Raw genomic sequence first — 16,496 nt, forward strand, 5'->3', positions numbered from 1 at the left:
CTCTCCATGGTAGCTAAGGGTTATGTCAGGAATGCTCCAGCGCCTGGTAGTGCTCGACCTTGGCTTGCAGGGCATCGGCAGACTTTTTCATGGCCTCGATCTGGGCAAGTACCTCCGCCAGGTGATCCTCCAGCAAGCGACGGCGCTCAGATACGGTTGAGTCTCCAACAGCACGCAACTTTGCGAAGGTCAGCATTTTTCCGATAGGCATCTGGGTGGTACGCAGCCTTAGAAGAAAACTGATCCAGGCCATGTCTGATGCTGCGTAACGCCGTTGGCCGCCAGGGGCTCGGCTAACAGGCGCAATCAACCCGATACGCTCGTAGTAGCGCAACGTGTGAGCCGTCAGACCAGTACGCTTGGCAACTTCATCTATCGTTAAATTCGAGTCCATGGGGAGGATCCTAGAGGTTAGAGTGCGCTCTAAGTCAAACACTTTTTTCCGCCCGCCGACACCTCTTCATGTTGTGCCGCAATCGTCTGGAGACCGCTTGCTACAGACGCGGCTGCCCTATTTCTCGAAGGACTTGCGGGGCCATTCACTTGAGCTGATCACGGGAGCTGTCGTAGGAGGCGCTGCCGGCCATGTTGCCGGACATCACGACAGTGCAGGTGCGGCGGCAGGATGCGCGGTTGGCCATCACGAGGCCAATAAGAAGGACAAAGCCAAAGATACCCAATCGGAACAAGAGATCCGGTGCCGCGCAGTCAGGCTCCTCTCAGGCGGCACCGGCTGATAAATAAACAAGGTCGCCATAAGAGCACTGCCGGTACAGTAACCGACAGGCAGCTGATTGTCTTTTAAAGGTAACGTCTTTGATACCCGCCTGTTGAGCCTGAACGTCTGTCTTTGACAAACGTTCAGATGACTCAAACACTAGCCGGATCGGCTGATAATGATAACCAAGCGTAGCTCAGCAAAACGAGTCAATCGATTACACGTGCGGTTTACACCAACCTGAACCGACCTACCAGCTTTTGCTGGTGCTCAGCCAGACGCGCCAGCTCTAGACTGGTTGCGGCAGTCTGCTCGGCACCTGCGCTGACTTGGATAGCCACATCGTTGATCTCCACGATGTTGCGGTTGATGTCCTCCGCTACGGCGCTTTGCTCTTCCGCAGCCGCAGCAATCTGCAGGTTTCTATCGTTAATACTGGCTACGCCCTCGGCAATCCTGGTGAGCATATCACCGGCCCGCTCGATGTTGGAGGCGCCCGCGCGAGCCTTGCCTACAGTCTCCTGCATCGATTGAGTAGCACGATCAGAGCCTGTCTGCAGGTTTGCAATCATCTGCTGAATATTGCCAGTAGACTCTTGTGTCTTTTGGGCCAGCATACGTACCTCGGAAGCCACTACCGCAAAGCCCCGACCGTGGTCGCCGGCCCGTGCCGCTTCGATGGCCGCATTGAGCGCCAGTAAATTGGTCTGGTCCGCAATGCCGCGGATCACATCAAGCACCGTGGAAATGGAGTCGCTTTCTCGCTTCAGGTCGCTGATGATGGCTGCGGTCTGATCGGCCTGCGCAGACAGTTCTCGTATGACACTGATCGTGCTTTCCACTTCACGTCGCCCCTGGCTTGTGCTCTGGTTGACCTCTTGTGACATGCTGGCGGCATCGCTGGTGCTCTGAGCCACCTCCCGCACGGTCGCGCTCATCTGGTTGATCGCAGTGACAACAAGCTCAGTACCCTGGCGCTGGCGCTCAATGCTCTTGCTGGTCTGAAGTGTGACCGCTGAAGACTCTTCCGCGGCCGTCGCAACTTGCGTGGTGGCGTTACCAATCTCTTGAATCACCTGACCCAACTCGTCAGCCATACGATTGAGGTTATGGGTAATCTCGCCAAATTCGTCCTTGCCCTTGTAATCGGATCGCGCAGTAAGATCGCGTTGCGAAAGTGCCAGCAGCGCATTGTTCACCGCTTTTACGGCAACGCTGATGTTGCGAATGATCAGGTAGGACAGCACCGAGACGACCAACAGCGCAAGCACTGCGACACCCAGCGTTGTCCACAGAACGGCTGACGCATGATGCTGCGCCTTGGCTGCCAGGGCGCCCACCTGCTGTCCCAACTCTTCCTCTACTTCACCCATCAGATCGATTCGGCTCGTCGAGGTTTTGAACCATCCTTCGGCCGACACACCCAGTGACTGACCGATCGGCGTCTCGAATGCCAGACGCTGCAGACGTGCGACCTCAAGCGCGCTGGGCTGCTGCATCTTTTCATCAAGCTTGCGCACAAGCGCCTCAGACGCGTTACGTCTGAAGGCCTCGGAGTAGGCGGAAAACTCACCCAGGTTACGGCTGAAAGCTGATAGCAAATCAGAATCGAACCGATCCTGGTTGAACACGACACCTAGCATGGCCCGCTCACGACCTGCCCGCTCCTTCATCTCGATGAATTCATTAAGCGAGGATAACGCTCGGGCAAGCGATGGCTCATTCACATTGTGCTCCAGTGAATGAGTGAATCCAATCAGCGTTTGAATGATTTTGGTAAACCGCGAGCCTGATTCACGGTTGGTGATGCCCAACGTATCGATCTGGTCACGGGTGGCTTTCAAACCATCCAATCCAGCCATGGCGTCGCGAATCTCTCTGGCACTTCCAGAAAGCGCGCGCAAGGCCGCCATAGCTTCATCCGTCTGCTGACGCATGCGAGGCAGCATATCCCGCATTGCATTTCCCTTGCTGCCCAGATAAACACCGCTTGCGCCGCGCTCACGCTGCAGCACAGTAATTAACTGACTTACCTTCTGGGCAACCGTGCTTGCTTCCACCGTTCGATTCATCTCCTGCAAGGTCTGGTAGCTATCAACCACCTTTGCCGTCGCGAGCCATAGGAAGCCGAGAAGTGGGCATATGAGAATCAGCAGAAGCTTGAAACCCAACGGGATGTTTCGGAGCACGATGTTCACCTCAGAGTCTGCTTCGATATCAATGGTACGAAGCTCAGTCGATTACCTACCGTCGTGCTTTTATGGCTGCACGTTAAGCAGGATGAGCGCAGCCAAAGGCTGCCCTTGCAAGGCATCACATTTTCTATCGGACCGATAGAAAAAATCTTTAGAAAGGATATGTGTCCAACCCCTATAACTTTCGGCTTCTGTATCGGTAGTTAGCTTGCCCGTCTGGCTCGTGCGCCATGGTCCTGCAAGAGCTTGTATTGATGATCGGGTAAAACGATATGCTCCGCATGGCCGCCGACGAGATAACTGACCTGTTTCCCTGGAGTAAACCGCCGACGATGTCGAAAGCCAGGAAAGTACTGTTGCTGCTCATGATTGTGGGCGCTGCCCTGGGTTATCTCGGGCTTCGTGCCGCTTCAACTCCGCGCGAGGCTCAAGCGGGAAATACTGATGCCGCTCAGCGGCAGCAGCAACTGATTCATGCCCTGGTCTCAAACAAGAAAAGCCCTATCAAGGAAGCCCGCTGGGTTACACCGTCCCTGCTCCAGGTAAGTGTTGTCGATGATCATACCTTGCAGTTCCGGCTGGCCGAATCCGTTTGCCTGAGTGCCAAACAGTACGGTACGCCCGCAAAGCTTGTCAGAGTGGTGGATGCAACAAAAATGAGGCAAGGTGGAGAGCTGGTAGAGCTTGGGCAGGCCGCTTGTCAGTAGATAACCTCGTAAAGGTCGTATAGACGAGAAAGCCAACTCTCAAGCGTGCCCCGATCATCACAATCGGGACACGGCGAATCTGGAATGCTGAGCCGTTTAATGTAGCCATTAATCGGCCTGGTGCCTTCCGGTTGATGTGAGAGATGCCACCTTAATTAGCGGTTGATTAGCCCGTGTTTACGGAGCTTGCGGTACAACGTATTGCGACTGATACCGAGCCGCTCAGCCACATGCCCCCGATGCCAGTGCTCAGCCTGCAAGGCTGCAACCAGGGCATCACGCTCCGCTGTCCCCAAAGGGTTACATGCATTTTCTGCAGGTGTCTCCAGCGGCAGCACGGCTGCCACATCCCTGAGCCCGATCCAGCATCCTTCGCTCAAGGCTACAAGCGTTCTCAACAGGTTTCTCAGCTGACGAATATTGCCGGGCCATGGCTGCGCCAGTAGCGCCTGCCTGGCTGCCGATTCCACTCGAATTTCTTTGCCACGAGCCTCTTCTCGGAGCAGATGATCGATCAGCTCAGCCTTGTCGCTTCGTTCTCGCAAAGGCGTCAGGGTGACTTGCAGGCCAGTCAGGCGGTAATAGAGATCTTCCCGAAACTGACCCGCCGCCACCAGCGCCTTGAGGTCTCGATGGCTGGCACTGATCAGGCGAATATCAAGCGGCTGTGGTACGGTACTTCCCAACGGAACGACATGACGCTCCTCTAGAACACGCAGCAGCCGGGTTTGAAGGGCAAGCGGCATATCGCCAATTTCATCAAGGAACAGGACGCCGCCATTGGCATGCTGGAGCTTGCCTGCCATGCCCTCTTTACGTGCACCGGTAAATGTTCCGCCGCAATAACCAAACAGCTCGCTCTCGATCAGCGCCTCGGGAATGGCCGCACAGTTGAGTGCGATAAATGGCTTGCCTGCACGTGAACTGGCACGGTGCAGCGCAGTAGCGAAAGCCTCCTTGCCAGTCCCGGTCTCCCCATAGAGAAGAACCGGCACATCATGCTCCAACACCTTGAGCGCCCGATCGAACGCCGCATGTAGTGCATGATCGGCGAGACATAGCCCCTCGATCTTTGCGCGGCGAACCGGCGGAGGCGTTACAACCGTACGCAGCTGTATGCCCCGTACCTGAGCATGAAGCAGCACGCCGCCCAAAGTGCATATCGACCAATAGGTACTGGGTTGTGGCTGCGCATAGGCCAGGAGTTCATCGAGTCTGATGTCAAGCACGCCCTCCAGCGACTGACCCAGTAACGCCTCACGGCGGGAGGCCAGTAGGTTCAGGGCCGGCTCGTTAACTGCGGTAATCCGGCCCCCTCCATCGAATGCCAGGAGCCCCTCGCTAAGCAGACCGAGAAACTCGGGCTGGGTATGGAAGCGCAGCAGGTAGTCCTGCTTACAATGCTGCAGGAAAAAGCCATTTTCGATCAGTTTTGCCGAAAGTGTCGTGAGCGCCATCGTATGAAACTGGCTCTGCCGCGATTGCTGCTCGCGAACCGTAGAAACATTGAGTACCGCCTGGAGATTTCCGGCCGGATCAAAGACGGGCATCGCCGAGCAAGTCAAACCCGTATGGCGACTGCGAAAGTGTTCCTCCCGAAAAATCGTGATGGGTTGGCGCTCAACCAGACAGGTACCCACCCCGTTGGTCCCCTCGATATCTTCGTTCCATACCGCACCAAGCCACAGGCCAGCACGCTCGAGCAGAACTTGCTCTGCCTCATGGAAGACGCTTTCAATCACCACGCCCTGGGCATCGGTCAACAAGATCGTGTGTCCTGCCCCGCCCAGCTGCTGGTAAAGGGTGTTCATCTGCCCACGGGCCAAGCCAAGGAGGTTACACAGCGGCTCTCGGTGATCAACCAGGCGCGGCTGCTCTATGACGCAAGGTGCCTGGGGACTGGCAGGATCCAGCTGGTAGTGCTCAAGGCAGCGCTGCCAGGAGCGTACGACAACCGGGTCTGTAGAGCCTGAAGGCAAGCTGGGTGGTGCTTTTGAAAAAGGAGGTATTGAAGTATGAGGCCTTTGGGACATTCTTGTTGTTCTCCCTATGCAGGCGGCAAGGTGCAATGTCTAGTGTAGGTCATTCAAGCCTCCAAGGCTGGTAGGCCAGAAGCGGTACAAAATGTCACCCCCTTAGGCCATGATCGATACGCGGGCTGGCCTGGGATAGCTACAACCGTATCGGCAACACCACAGCAGGTAAGCGTTTTCCAAACCTGGCCCTATCCTTGCTCCACTCTCCTATGTATTCCCCTGCACAACAACAACGATCAGGAGAGTCCATTCATGCGTTACGCCTTTTTCTGCACCAGGAACGTTTGCGCCCTGCCATACGGTACGCCAAGGCCATCCATTATCGATTCAAGGGAGCAGCACGCTACGCCCGCCGAACAATCCCTCCTACGCCAGCGTGCCTGGTACCGGGAAGCCCTGACCCTCTTGCCCGTTGCACGGCCTAACTAACCCCGTCACGACAGACCTGTTTGAGCCGACGCGGACTTGCCGACCCGGGGCGGGCTGCGCACAACAACAATTAGTCCGGGAGGAGACACCTATGAATATTCATGTTGATCCTACAGCCGCATCTCAAGCGCAATCCCCGACAGCCCAGCTCTCCAATTGGGTAGAGCGCTTCGGCAACCGCCTTGCTGCACGAGACATCGATGGCACACTTGAGCTGTTTGCCGATGACTGCCACTGGCGTGATCTGGTGCTGTTCAGCTGGAACCTGATTACGCTGGAGGGCAAAAACGCGATTCGTGAAATGCTTGAGGAGCGCCTCGAACAGACCCAACCTGATCACTGGACACTGGAGGGCGAGGCGACTCTAACCGACGGTGTACTCGAAGGCTGGATCCGTCTGGAAACAGACGTTGCCCGTGGTAAAGGTTATGTGCGACTCAAAGACGGGCTGTGCTGGACACTCCTCACCACCATGCGTGAACTCAAAGGGTTCGAGGAGCCTTCCGGGCGGCGTCGCCCCATGGGTGCAACGCATGGACATGGTCATACCGACAAGCGCAACTGGCTGGAAAAACGCCGTGACGAGGAGGCGGCACTGGGTATCACCGAACAACCCTATTGCCTGATCATCGGAGGTGGGCAAGGCGGTCTGGGGCTTGCCGCACGGCTCAAGCGCCTTGGCGTTCCTACCTTGATCGTTGACAAGGCTGAACGACCGGGTGATCAATGGCGTGGTCGCTACAAGTCGCTTTGCCTGCATGATCCCGTCTGGTACGACCACATGCCCTACCTGCCTTTTCCTGATCACTGGCCCGTCTTTACGCCCAAAGATCAGATCGGCGACTGGCTGGAGATGTATTCCAAAGTCATGGAGCTCAATTACTGGGCAAAGACCGAATGCGTCAAAGCCTCTTATGACGAGACTGCGCGGCAATGGACCGTAGAGGTGGTACGTGACGGCAAACCGATTACGCTTAAACCTACCCAGCTGATTCTCGCAACCGGTATGTCGGGTGTACCCAATGTTCCCGTTTACCCCGGCGCTGAGACGTTTGCCGGGCAGCAGTATCATTCTAGCCAACACCCAGGAGGCGATGCCTGGCGTGGCAAACGGGCAGTCGTTATCGGAGCCAACAACTCGGCCCACGACATTTGCGCCGATCTTGTGGAAAACGGTGCGGACGTCACCATGGTGCAGCGCTCCAGCACCCATATCGTACGCTCCGATTCGTTGATGGAAATCGTCTTCGGCCCCCTCTACTCCGAAGATGCTCTTGAGCAGGGAATTACGGCAGACAAGGCCGACATGCTGTTCGCTTCCCTGCCCTACCGTGTGCTGCCTGAATTTCATCGCAAGGCCTTCGACCGTGTTAAGGAACGAGACAGGGACTTCTATGAGCGGTTAAGCGCAGCCGGTTTCATGTTGGACTTCGGGGACGATGAGTCCGGCCTCTTCCTCAAATATGTTCGCCGCGGCTCAGGCTATTACATTGATGTTGGGGCGTCGGAGCTCATCGCCAATGGCACTATCAAGCTCAAGAGCGGGAAAGGACTGGGCGTCGATCATATCGAGCCAGACGCCGTAGTCCTGACCGATGGTAGCCGATTACCGGCTGATCTTATCGTCTATGCCACCGGCTACGGCTCGATGAATGGATGGGCCGCCAAGCTGATCTCACAGGAAGTGGCTGACAAAGTAGGCCGATGCTGGGGGCTTGGGTCAGGTACCACCAAGGACCCAGGCCCATACGAGGGAGAGCTGCGTAATATGTGGAAGCCTACCCAGCAAGACAACCTCTGGTTCCATGGGGGCAATCTCCATCAGTCCCGACATTATTCTCTGTATTTGGCTCTCCAACTCAAGGCACGCTTCGAGGGGCTGAATACCTCGGTCTACAAACTTGCGCCAAGCTACCACAAGGGCTGATCGGCTTGCGCCAATCGTTCAACATTGCGGTCTTGCATGCCTTCTCCAGGCGATGTGCAAGACCGTCTCACGATACGCCGGATATCCGTAAGGCGCTTGAAAATCCAGATCAATGCAGGTGTCCCTGTCATGCTCTTGACTAGCAGCTTGTCCGGACTGGTCGGTACCACTTATATAGGGGTAGATGATTAGGCCGCAGGGCATAACGCCGCTACAGGCGGGCGTCAAGTAAGACAGGCAGCAAGACGGGCCTTTCCCTGGCCCGCCTTGCTGTTTTGCTATGAGTCGCAGCTCAGTCCTTGATTCGATTCATCGCTATTCGCTTACGCCAGTTGTGTATCGAGGTTGGCACCATCCCCCTTGTAATCTTCATGCTCGACGTCGTCGAAACCGGGCGACGGCAAATGCCCTCCGTCTGCAAAGAACTCATATTCCTCTTCACGGTACTCGAAGATACTGAGATCTTCCGGTGCGTCACGCTGGCCGTAGTTATACATGTACTCATCCAGAAACTCGAAGCGCTGTTTGCCATCGGCGGTGAGCAGGTTCTGATCATTCAGATCGTTGATCAGGCTTTGCAAATCTTCGCGATGAGCATCCATGCGGTTGTTGTGCTTGATGTCCTCGACGATCAGGAAGGGCGTCAGCGCCACCGTCAATGCTGCGCCAACCCATAGCAGCGGCCCCGCCAGGGCACGAACGGCGTTGGCTCCCATGACCGCGGCCATTTGTGCGCCGCCACCGGCAAAGTTGAAGGCGCCCGCAGCAACAGTAATAGCACCCTGCGCCACAGCGACCTTGTCGTTGCTGTTAAGACCTGACTTGATCTTCAAGCCACCCAGCACAATGTCAGCGACCCCGGTGAAGGTATTAGCGCCTGCATCCATGACCCGCAGGAATGCCGAAACGCCACGGCTGGTAGGGGTGCTGCCCTTGAGCCCCGGATTTTTGGCAAAGCCGTCACGGAAGCCTTCGTTCAGCGTTGTCCATTGCTCCGGCGTCAGATCCATTTTTGCTGCCAGCTTTTGCTGATCGGGAACAGGGGCCGCATCAATCGCTGCGTTGAAGCCTTCATAGATCTTTTTCAAATCACCTTCCACAAGGCTCAGGTTTCTGCCAGAACCTTCCGGTACATCCTTACCAAAGATCTGCGGCAAGGACTTGTCCAACCCCATCATCTGGTTGATCTTGGTCCCCCAGATGCTATCGACGATATTACTGCCCAGGTTCACGAAGTGCTGCCCTGCGCCCAAGACACTGACAAAGTCTTTTGCAATCGCCAGGCGCTCCTCTGGAGTATCCGCCAGCGTGCCGCCCTTGCCTGCAATCTGGTAGATCCCGGAAGCCAGGGAAATCAGACCACCTGCAGACCCCAACGCACCGTTGCTGTTGAGCTCGGTAATGGTCTTGAGCATGCTGCCATGGGCGCCCTCACCCAAGGTCTTGTAGACGTCTTTGCTCATAACCTTGTTGATGTCATCCGCCGTCACGACCCCGTTCTTGCTAAAGGTCGCCCCCAATTCCTTGAGTGCTTCGCCAAATGCTTTTGCAGTCTGCTTGTTACCCAGGAACTCCTGTACGAAGCGCTCGGTTTCCACAGTGCGCCGCGAGATGTCGATACCGCCTTTTTTCAGTGCGGTCAGGAGCGTCTTGATGGTGTCCTGGGTAGCTAGAACTGTGTTTTCGTCGTTGATTCCCGAGGGATCGGCCAGCAGCTTGTCGAGATCAATTGTCGTGGCGTCGATCATCATGTGCTGGGAAAACTGCGCAGCCTTGTCCGGGTCGAAGGCCGCCAGCGAAGCATAGGTCTTGCCGATGTCAGCCTCCGCCAGTTCATCCTTGCCATTCTTCTTGAGTTCGGCAATATAACGCGAGTACTCCTCGGAGAAGGCCATGGTCTCGAGTTTTTCGCGCACCGCGTCCTTGTTCGGCAGTGCGTCCAGGGCCTTACTTTGTTGAGCCTGGAAATCCTTCTGTACGCTTTCCGAGCCGAAGAGCTTGCCGACCTGTTCGTCCACCTTGGCCTTATCAATGATGGAAGACAGGTCTTTACCGCTCACCTTGGCTGTACCCTGCCCCATCGACATGTCCAGCACGACCATGTCCAACCCGTTCTCGCTGGCGCTCTGAGCACGCAAGGCGTTATAGAGCTTGGCGCGGTCATCGTCCTTGGCAATGCTGCCGTTGTCGATTCCCTTTTTCCAATCGGCGAGCAGGTTCTGCCACGTCAGTTCGCTCACGGTAAGTTTGCGGTTCTTGTCCGCTGGATCAGTTGTGGTGGTTTCCAGGTTGGCGACATCCGTTTCGGTATCCGGTGGCAGGCCTGCACTTTCGCGTGCAAAATCGATTTTCCCCTCTTCGGTAAGCTCTGGCCCCTTGAGATTGGAGAAACCGTACTTGCCAAAATCCTGAAGTCGGCCGGCTTCAGTGCCATTTTCTGCTTCGCCGTCCTTGGTGATGCCATTGATCTTGCCATCGCCAATATCACTACCAGAAAGAACCTTGCCTTCACCGTCGTAGCGCTCGATGTGTTCGAGCACCTGTGAAGCCCGGTAGGCTGCATCGGCATCTTTTTCAAAATCGCCGACTCGCTCCTTGAGCATATCCTTGATGCCACTCTGGTTTCCCAGGTTCTTGAGTAGCGGATCGCTGTCGATAATATCCTGGGCCGAGCGCTTATCGTTCGGAGGCAGCTCCCATACGATGCCCAGCTTCTCAGCCTGCTCACGGGCCTGCTTGTCACCCGCTACCGCTGCAGGGTCCTTGAGCTCACCTTTCAGGCTAGAAAAGCCGTACTTACCAAAATCCTGCAGCCGACCGGCTTCAGTGCCGTGCTTCGCCTCACCACTCTTGGTAAAGCCGTTGATACTGCCATTGCCCACGTCTTTTCCGGCAATCTTCTCACCAGAGGCGTCCAACGTTTCTACATGCTCCAACACTTGTGCAGCCCGGTAAGCCGCATCGGCGTCCTTTTCAAAATCACCTACCTGCTCCTTGAGCATATCTTTCACGTTGCTCTGGTTGCCCAGGTTCTTGAGCAAGGGATTGGAATCAATAATGTCTTGCGCGGAGCGATCATCACCTTCCGGCCGCTCCCAGCGGATACCCAGCGCTTCTGCCTGCTCGCGAGCCTTATCGTTATTACCAGCTAAAGAGACCTGATGGAGCTCGCCCTTCAAAAAAGAGAACCCATACTTGCCAAAGTCTTGTAGGCGGCCAGCTTCAGTACCGTGCTTTGCATCGCCCCCTTTGGTGAATCCATCGATTCGATCATTATCGACATTGCTGTCACCGATGATGCGATTGCCGTTTTCATCGATCTTCACTACGTGCTCAAGCACCTGGACAGCCCGGTATGCGGCGTCAGCGTCCTTCTCGAAATCGCCCACCCGCTCCTTGAGTTTGTCCTTCACCCCGCTCTGGTTGCCCAGATGTTTGAGTAGCGGACTGTCGTCGATGATTTCCTGCGCCGAACGCGTATCGTCCTTAGGGCGTTCCCAACGGATGCCGACCTCCTTGGCATCTTCCACTGCCTGATTCCAGGCTTTGTCTGACTCCGAGCCTGCCGGCGAGTTGGCATCGTTATTACTTACAGCCTTGACGGTCATTGCCTATTCCTTCTTGTGGTGGACCAGACAAGTCAGTGACTACATGAGCTTACGTAAACAGGCCGCAAAACTCCCTACTGGTTAGACTGGGCATGGATGAGGTATGGCTATAGGGTTCGGCCTCTCACCAGGATGCTATCGTCAATACATAACGAAGCACCCCAAGCCAGATGCCGACTCCGACAAACCTTGCCTATCAGAAACCTTCACGATGAAAATACAATGACACTGCTGATTGCCAAGCACAGGCAATACCGCAGATAACGGCTAAGTTCCGTCGCTTAGAGAAGATTTTTAGAAGCAGGCCTGCAGGCTGAGCGCCGCAGACAGAGATGTAACAAGCAAATGATGGCCGGGTACTAACAGGCTTATCCTGCGTAACATCTGGATGGAGCCATAAAGAAGGTTCAGTGCGATACCAGCAAGCGGCGCAGTCAGTGCCACGCCGGGTGGGTTATAGCCGCTATCAACCCAATACCACGTGCGGTAAAAACCGGCTGGAGTCCTTGGTAATAAGGCTGTCATCTTCTCTGATGCCGATACCCGAAGCTACATCGGCAATCACCCAGGAGCCGATCAGGGTGTAACTGTCACCAAAGCGTGGGAGCGGTGAAAAAGCCTGGAGTATGTACGGCGCGTCCGTATAAGGACCATCCTCCCTGACAACCTGATCCTCATCGGTGCGGATTTCAATGTTGGCACCCTCCCGCGAAAAGAAGGGTTTGCGCACCCAACCTTTGGGAACCGGCTTTGCTGGATCAGCATCGACCATACACGGCAGCAGATTGGGGTGTCCCTCGTTGAATCGCCACAACAGCGGCAGAATACCCTTGTTGCTGATCAAAGACTTCCAGGCGGGCTCCACGAACTGCGTATCACATCGTGGTACAGCTTTGCCAAACTCTTCGCTGAAGATATGCTCCCAGGCATGGAGCTTGAAGAGCCGCTCGATCCAACGTCCTTCAAGGTCCACGAATCGCCCCTCAGCCGTCAGCCCGATATCCTCCACATTGATATGCCGCGCATCGATTCCGGCGTGTGCCGCCATTCGACGCAAGAAATCTGTCGTACCGCGGTCCTCGACCGAGCCCGACATGGCCGAAAAATAGAAAGCCCCACCGACAGGAAATGCAGCAAAGGCACGTACCAGGTCTTCGGCGATGGTATTGAACTGATTTGCCTCAGGCGGCAACACGCCACGGGCGATCTGATCTTCAAGCCATAACAGCTGCACGGATCCTGCTTCAAGCAACGAGGTAGGTGTATCCATGTTGGCTTCCAGCAGTTTGGCCGGCCCGCTTCCGTCGTAGGCAATATCGAATCGCCCATACAAATGCGGGTGGCCTTCCTTCCATGAGCTGCGGACCAGATCAAAAAAGGCCGGGGGAATGGCGAGACCTTCGAGCAGCTCTTCGCTGTCGACAACCCGGTCGACGACATCCAGGCACATCTCATGCAGTTCCCGGGTCGGCTGCTCCAGATCGCGGGTGATCTGAGCCTCGGTGAACTGGTAGTAACCCCGTTCATCCCAGTAGCGCTCGCCATCGATCGTGTGAAAATTGAAGCCTTCACGCTCCAGGGTCTCGCGCCAATCCGGGCGCTCTTCGATGCTGATCTTTTTCATGCTCGAATGTCCTTAGCTACTGCTGTACCCACCGCTGCTCTTGCCACCCCAGCCGCTACGGGCGCTGGCCTGACTGCCAAAGCCTCCGCGAGAGATGGTGGAAGATACGGCTGATCCGGATGTTCCCGAATTTCGACTCAGGCTTCTGCCCAGAGTAGATGAGGTATAGCTGTTGGTAGGACTGGTCCTGGCCTGCGTCGAACGGCTGAATGTTTTACCCTGCTCAATCTGGCGCGAAAGCGTCGAGTTGTAATAGTTGCCGCGGTTGTCCCGCGCCTGGTAAATCGGCTGCGAGTAGTAGTGGTTGTTACCCGAGCCACTAAGCATGTTGCCGATCAGGAGTCCCATGAGCAGGCCGTTAAGGTGACTGCCCCCACCACCTCCGCCGCCGCTTTGATTGTTCGCCTGCTCGACAGCCTGCTTGGGCAGGTCTCCGGACATGGCCAGTTCAAAGCCCCCCAGCTTGGGCATGTACTTGCCATCGGATGTCGCCTGGCAATAACCGGGTACGAAGTCGGCATCGCATGACGCCTGATCGTCGTAGGTCGGCGCGATGCGCTTGTGATCAGCCATCGCCTGCATGTAGGCATCCGAACAGATATCGACCGGAACCTTGGCCTCAACGCACTGCTGCACGGAGCTGAAGTTCTGGCTGGCGCTGTAGGTGGCGGTATTCTGTGACTTGCCACAGGCGACCAGCGCCAGCGGCAGGGTACTGGCCAATACCAGCTTGACGGAACTGCGTTTTCTCATCGGTTATTCCTCCTGGCTCAGACCGACGGCGTCATGCAGGCGGAATTGATAAAACCGATACTGATTGCGACAGAGGCTGAATACACTGCCGCAGCCGTTTCACCTCGCCCGATACGAGCAGAAAGGTCCTTCACCACCAGGCTGGTGCCAAGGAAGGTCAACAGCTGAACGACCGCGGCGATGACGACCCAAACCACGAAGTCCAGAACGCTTACGCTATAAGCAATGATGTTGCTCGCCGGCAGGGCAAAGCCGATCAGCGAGCCACCCAAAGCAATGGCAGCCGCGGTATTGCCCTCGCGAATGAGCGCAAATTCCTTGTGTGGTGTGAGACGGGTATAAACCAGCTGGAACAAGGCGAACAGGATAGCCGCAACAACAATATAGATGATGAAGCCCATTACCGCGCCAGCGTTCAGGGATAGACGAAGTGCTTCAAGCATGTAGATTTCCTTATCAGAGGACCTGAAGGTCTGTAGGTTGTAGCGTTACGCCAACGGCCGTCGACAGCGAGATGACACCCTCATCATCTTCCTCGACCGACAGGAGCAGAAACTCCCGACGATTCACCAGGCCGATTTCACGTGCGTAGAGCATGCAATTATGCCGGATTCGATAAGACTGCTCTGGACTTTTGACGTACTCAAGGAGCGGCGTCAGCTCCGTCTGGCCGTCTTCCGTCCCCCATTGGCGTTCATACTCCTCGCCGTCGAGCTCATAGAGTGGCATACCCAGCTTTGCGCCCGGCCCCGAAAGGCTTAGCAATTCGGCCTTGCTGTTGATCGTGGTGACGCTGTGATAGCCAAAAAGAATGATGTCCTGGATGTCATCATTGCTAGGGCCGTTCATGACTATCTGGAGGAAATAGTCCTCATCGTCCAGATAGAAACGCAGCAGTCGCATGGACTGGCCAAGGTCGATATTACCCACCGCCCAGACCTTTTCATCCCCTGGCAGGGTAACGTGCGAGTGCCCGTCGAGCAGCAGCTTCAGGGATTTGTCCAGGCATATCATCCGCTCCCGGGTCAGCCCCAGCGGGCTGGCGTTGGTGATAGGTGCAGAACCTGCCCTTTCCTTAGGGAGCGGCGCCTCCATGCCTAGCGCCCTCTTGATCCAACTCATAAAGCACCTCCTGTTTCTTTATTGTAGAGATTATCTGGCATTAGCCAGTAATGTCTTCGAATGCATGATCCACCCGACCACTATGCCTGCAACGGCACCGGCGATGTGGGACTCGAACGAAATACCCGGCACGGGTAGAAAACCAAAGACCAGCCCGCCATAACCCAGCAAGGCGGCTGCAGCAATCAACAGACTTAAAAGGCTCCGCTGAAACCATGCGCGGGCCAGGACATAGGACCACAGACCGAAGATCAGCCCACTGGCTCCTACATGAATACTAGGCCGACCCAGCAGCCAGACCAGCAGTCCGCCCAACATGGCAATCAGCACGAGCACCCGAACATAGCGCTCGAGGCCTTCGTTGGAAATAAGCCAGCTGAGCACTACAAAGGGCGCAAGGTTACTGAGCAGATGCCGGATGGAGCCGTGTAGAAAAGGGGCAAACAGGAGCCCCTGCAAGCCGCTGGTTGTACGAGGGATGATTCCGTGGTGTACCAGGCTGTTCGCCGTCAAGGTGTTCACCAGTTGAACCAGCACCATGATCCCGGCCAACATGAGGATAACCGGCAGGCATTTTCCTGTACGCATCGACATCTCTCATGACACAGAAGGGCAGCCGGAAGGATTCGGCTGCCCTTCTGTAACGCTTATTGTGCAGAGCCCGAGGACTGCTTGGCCTTCAGGCGAGCCAGGACATCAGCACCGCCGCCCGACTTGGAGCCAATCCCGGCTTCTTGTAGACGGCGCTCCAGATCACCGCCGTTGGAAGCGCTGGCGAGCTCTTCAGCTGCCTGCAGGCGAGCATCCTGCTCGTCCTGACGGGCCTTGATCCGGGCCAGCGAATCTACAGCCGTTTCCAGGGAACCATTAGCACCACCTGTAGCGGCAGCTGTTGCCACTCGTGCCTTCTGAACGGTTTCCCGCGCCTTGGCCATCTCGACTTGCTGCTTGAGCCCCTTGATCTGCGCTTCGGCCTTGATGACCTGAGCATGCAGGGCTTCTGTCTGCTTGCCGAACTGATCCGCCAGCACCTGCTCCTGATCACGCTGGGCCTCGATCTCGGCTACCTTGTTTGCACACTCAGTCGCCAGACCTTCCTCGCCTTTCTCCAGCGCAGCCATCGCCTTGCCTTCCCAGTTCTGAATGTCCCCCTTGAAGGCATCCAGACGTTGCAGCGAGAGCTTGTGCTTGGCCTTGATATCGACCAGGCCGTTACGAGCCCGCAGCAAGGCGGCTTCGGCATCACGGATTTCCTGGTCAAGAATACGGATTGCCTGCTGATCGACAATTGCTTCGCCCACTTCAGAGGCGCCACCGCGAAGCGCGGTTACTACTTTTTTCCAAATGCTCATCTGTGTACTCCAATGCGAATAAAGG

14 protein-coding genes are annotated in these 16,496 nt (G+C 56.1%); 4 read left to right on the forward strand and 10 right to left on the reverse strand.

The features are described from left to right. Positions 1–25 precede the first annotated feature (25 nt). Positions 26–394 carry a MerR family transcriptional regulator gene (locus tag JQR90_RS23370; RefSeq protein WP_010798788.1) on the reverse strand — a complete coding sequence of 123 codons (369 nt, stop codon included), beginning with the start codon at positions 392–394 and terminating at the stop codon, positions 26–28. Positions 395–506: 112 nt separating this feature from the next. On the opposite strand from JQR90_RS23370, the gene JQR90_RS23375 reads away from it, so the two are divergent. Further along, positions 507–737 (forward strand): hypothetical protein, encoded by a 231-nt coding sequence (locus JQR90_RS23375; RefSeq protein WP_434141116.1) that lies wholly within the window; start codon positions 507–509, stop codon positions 735–737. Between the two features lie 211 nt (positions 738–948). Here JQR90_RS23375 and JQR90_RS23380 read toward each other — a convergent pair whose 3' ends face one another. Next, on the reverse strand, positions 949–2,907 hold the full coding sequence (locus JQR90_RS23380) for a methyl-accepting chemotaxis protein (RefSeq protein WP_073450663.1): 1,959 nt from the start codon (positions 2,905–2,907) through the stop codon (positions 949–951). A gap of 278 nt (positions 2,908–3,185) precedes the next feature. On the opposite strand from JQR90_RS23380, the gene JQR90_RS23385 reads away from it, so the two are divergent. Next, on the forward strand, positions 3,186–3,620 hold the full coding sequence (locus JQR90_RS23385) for a hypothetical protein (protein ID WP_010798790.1): 435 nt from the start codon (positions 3,186–3,188) through the stop codon (positions 3,618–3,620). Between the two features lie 155 nt (positions 3,621–3,775). On the opposite strand, the gene JQR90_RS23390 is transcribed toward JQR90_RS23385, so the two are convergent. After that, positions 3,776–5,653 carry a sigma-54-dependent Fis family transcriptional regulator gene (locus JQR90_RS23390; protein WP_010798791.1) on the reverse strand — a complete coding sequence of 626 codons (1,878 nt, stop codon included), beginning with the start codon at positions 5,651–5,653 and terminating at the stop codon, positions 3,776–3,778. Positions 5,654–5,908: 255 nt separating this feature from the next. Here JQR90_RS23390 and JQR90_RS23395 point away from each other — a divergent pair, with 255 nt between their 5' ends. Together JQR90_RS23395 and JQR90_RS23400 are read left to right on the forward strand one after the other, a co-directional pair. Further along, entirely contained in the window at positions 5,909–6,085 is a 177-nt protein-coding gene (locus JQR90_RS23395; protein WP_010798792.1) for a hypothetical protein, read from the forward strand. Between the two features lie 91 nt (positions 6,086–6,176). Then, positions 6,177–8,012: an NAD(P)/FAD-dependent oxidoreductase gene (locus JQR90_RS23400; protein ID WP_010798793.1), complete on the forward strand. Its 1,836-nt coding sequence runs from the start codon at positions 6,177–6,179 to the stop codon at positions 8,010–8,012. A gap of 323 nt (positions 8,013–8,335) precedes the next feature. Here JQR90_RS23400 and JQR90_RS23405 read toward each other — a convergent pair whose 3' ends face one another. The 7 genes from JQR90_RS23405 to JQR90_RS23435 form a co-directional block, all read right to left on the reverse strand. Continuing rightward, complete coding sequence (locus JQR90_RS23405) at positions 8,336–11,620, reverse strand: hypothetical protein (protein WP_010798794.1); 3,285 nt, start codon at positions 11,618–11,620, stop codon at positions 8,336–8,338. Between the two features lie 466 nt (positions 11,621–12,086). Beyond that, positions 12,087–13,244 (reverse strand): glutathionylspermidine synthase family protein, encoded by a 1,158-nt coding sequence (locus tag JQR90_RS23410; protein WP_010798795.1) that lies wholly within the window; start codon positions 13,242–13,244, stop codon positions 12,087–12,089. Positions 13,245–13,256: 12 nt separating this feature from the next. Then, on the reverse strand, positions 13,257–13,997 hold the full coding sequence (locus JQR90_RS23415; RefSeq protein ID WP_010798796.1) for a DUF1190 domain-containing protein: 741 nt from the start codon (positions 13,995–13,997) through the stop codon (positions 13,257–13,259). A 17-nt stretch (positions 13,998–14,014) separates the two neighbouring features. Beyond that, entirely contained in the window at positions 14,015–14,440 is a 426-nt protein-coding gene (locus tag JQR90_RS23420) for a DUF350 domain-containing protein (RefSeq protein WP_010798797.1), read from the reverse strand. A 13-nt stretch (positions 14,441–14,453) separates the two neighbouring features. Then, complete coding sequence (locus tag JQR90_RS23425) at positions 14,454–15,119, reverse strand: DUF2491 family protein (RefSeq protein WP_010798798.1); 666 nt, start codon at positions 15,117–15,119, stop codon at positions 14,454–14,456. Positions 15,120–15,149: 30 nt separating this feature from the next. Then, entirely contained in the window at positions 15,150–15,707 is a 558-nt protein-coding gene (locus JQR90_RS23430; protein ID WP_010798799.1) for a rhomboid family intramembrane serine protease, read from the reverse strand. Positions 15,708–15,766: 59 nt separating this feature from the next. After that, positions 15,767–16,471, reverse strand: a complete 705-nt coding sequence (locus JQR90_RS23435) for a PspA/IM30 family protein (RefSeq protein WP_010798800.1) — start codon at positions 16,469–16,471, stop codon at positions 15,767–15,769. Positions 16,472–16,496: the final 25 nt, after the last annotated feature.

The organism is Pseudomonas sp. JZ114, assembly GCF_051027705.1.
Taxonomy (GTDB): Bacteria; Pseudomonadota; Gammaproteobacteria; order Pseudomonadales; family Pseudomonadaceae; genus Chryseomonas; species Chryseomonas luteola.

Excerpts from the sequence above, each read along its gene's own strand:
- JQR90_RS23435 (WP_010798800.1), bottom strand. The coding sequence starts at position 16,471 with ATGAGCATTTGGAAAAAAGTAGTAACCGCGCTTCGCGGTGGCGCCTCT.
- JQR90_RS23400 (WP_010798793.1), top strand. The coding sequence starts at position 6,177 with ATGAATATTCATGTTGATCCTACAGCCGCATCTCAAGCGCAATCCCCG.
- JQR90_RS23370 (WP_010798788.1), bottom strand. The coding sequence starts at position 394 with ATGGACTCGAATTTAACGATAGATGAAGTTGCCAAGCGTACTGGTCTG.
- JQR90_RS23415 (WP_010798796.1), bottom strand. The coding sequence starts at position 13,997 with ATGAGAAAACGCAGTTCCGTCAAGCTGGTATTGGCCAGTACCCTGCCG.
- JQR90_RS23430 (WP_010798799.1), bottom strand. The coding sequence starts at position 15,707 with ATGCGTACAGGAAAATGCCTGCCGGTTATCCTCATGTTGGCCGGGATC.
- JQR90_RS23405 (WP_010798794.1), bottom strand. The coding sequence starts at position 11,620 with ATGACCGTCAAGGCTGTAAGTAATAACGATGCCAACTCGCCGGCAGGC.
- JQR90_RS23420 (WP_010798797.1), bottom strand. The coding sequence starts at position 14,440 with ATGCTTGAAGCACTTCGTCTATCCCTGAACGCTGGCGCGGTAATGGGC.
- JQR90_RS23385 (WP_010798790.1), top strand. The coding sequence starts at position 3,186 with ATGCTCCGCATGGCCGCCGACGAGATAACTGACCTGTTTCCCTGGAGT.
- JQR90_RS23410 (WP_010798795.1), bottom strand. The coding sequence starts at position 13,244 with ATGAAAAAGATCAGCATCGAAGAGCGCCCGGATTGGCGCGAGACCCTG.
- JQR90_RS23395 (WP_010798792.1), top strand. The coding sequence starts at position 5,909 with ATGCGTTACGCCTTTTTCTGCACCAGGAACGTTTGCGCCCTGCCATAC.
- JQR90_RS23425 (WP_010798798.1), bottom strand. The coding sequence starts at position 15,119 with ATGAGTTGGATCAAGAGGGCGCTAGGCATGGAGGCGCCGCTCCCTAAG.
- JQR90_RS23390 (WP_010798791.1), bottom strand. The coding sequence starts at position 5,653 with ATGTCCCAAAGGCCTCATACTTCAATACCTCCTTTTTCAAAAGCACCA.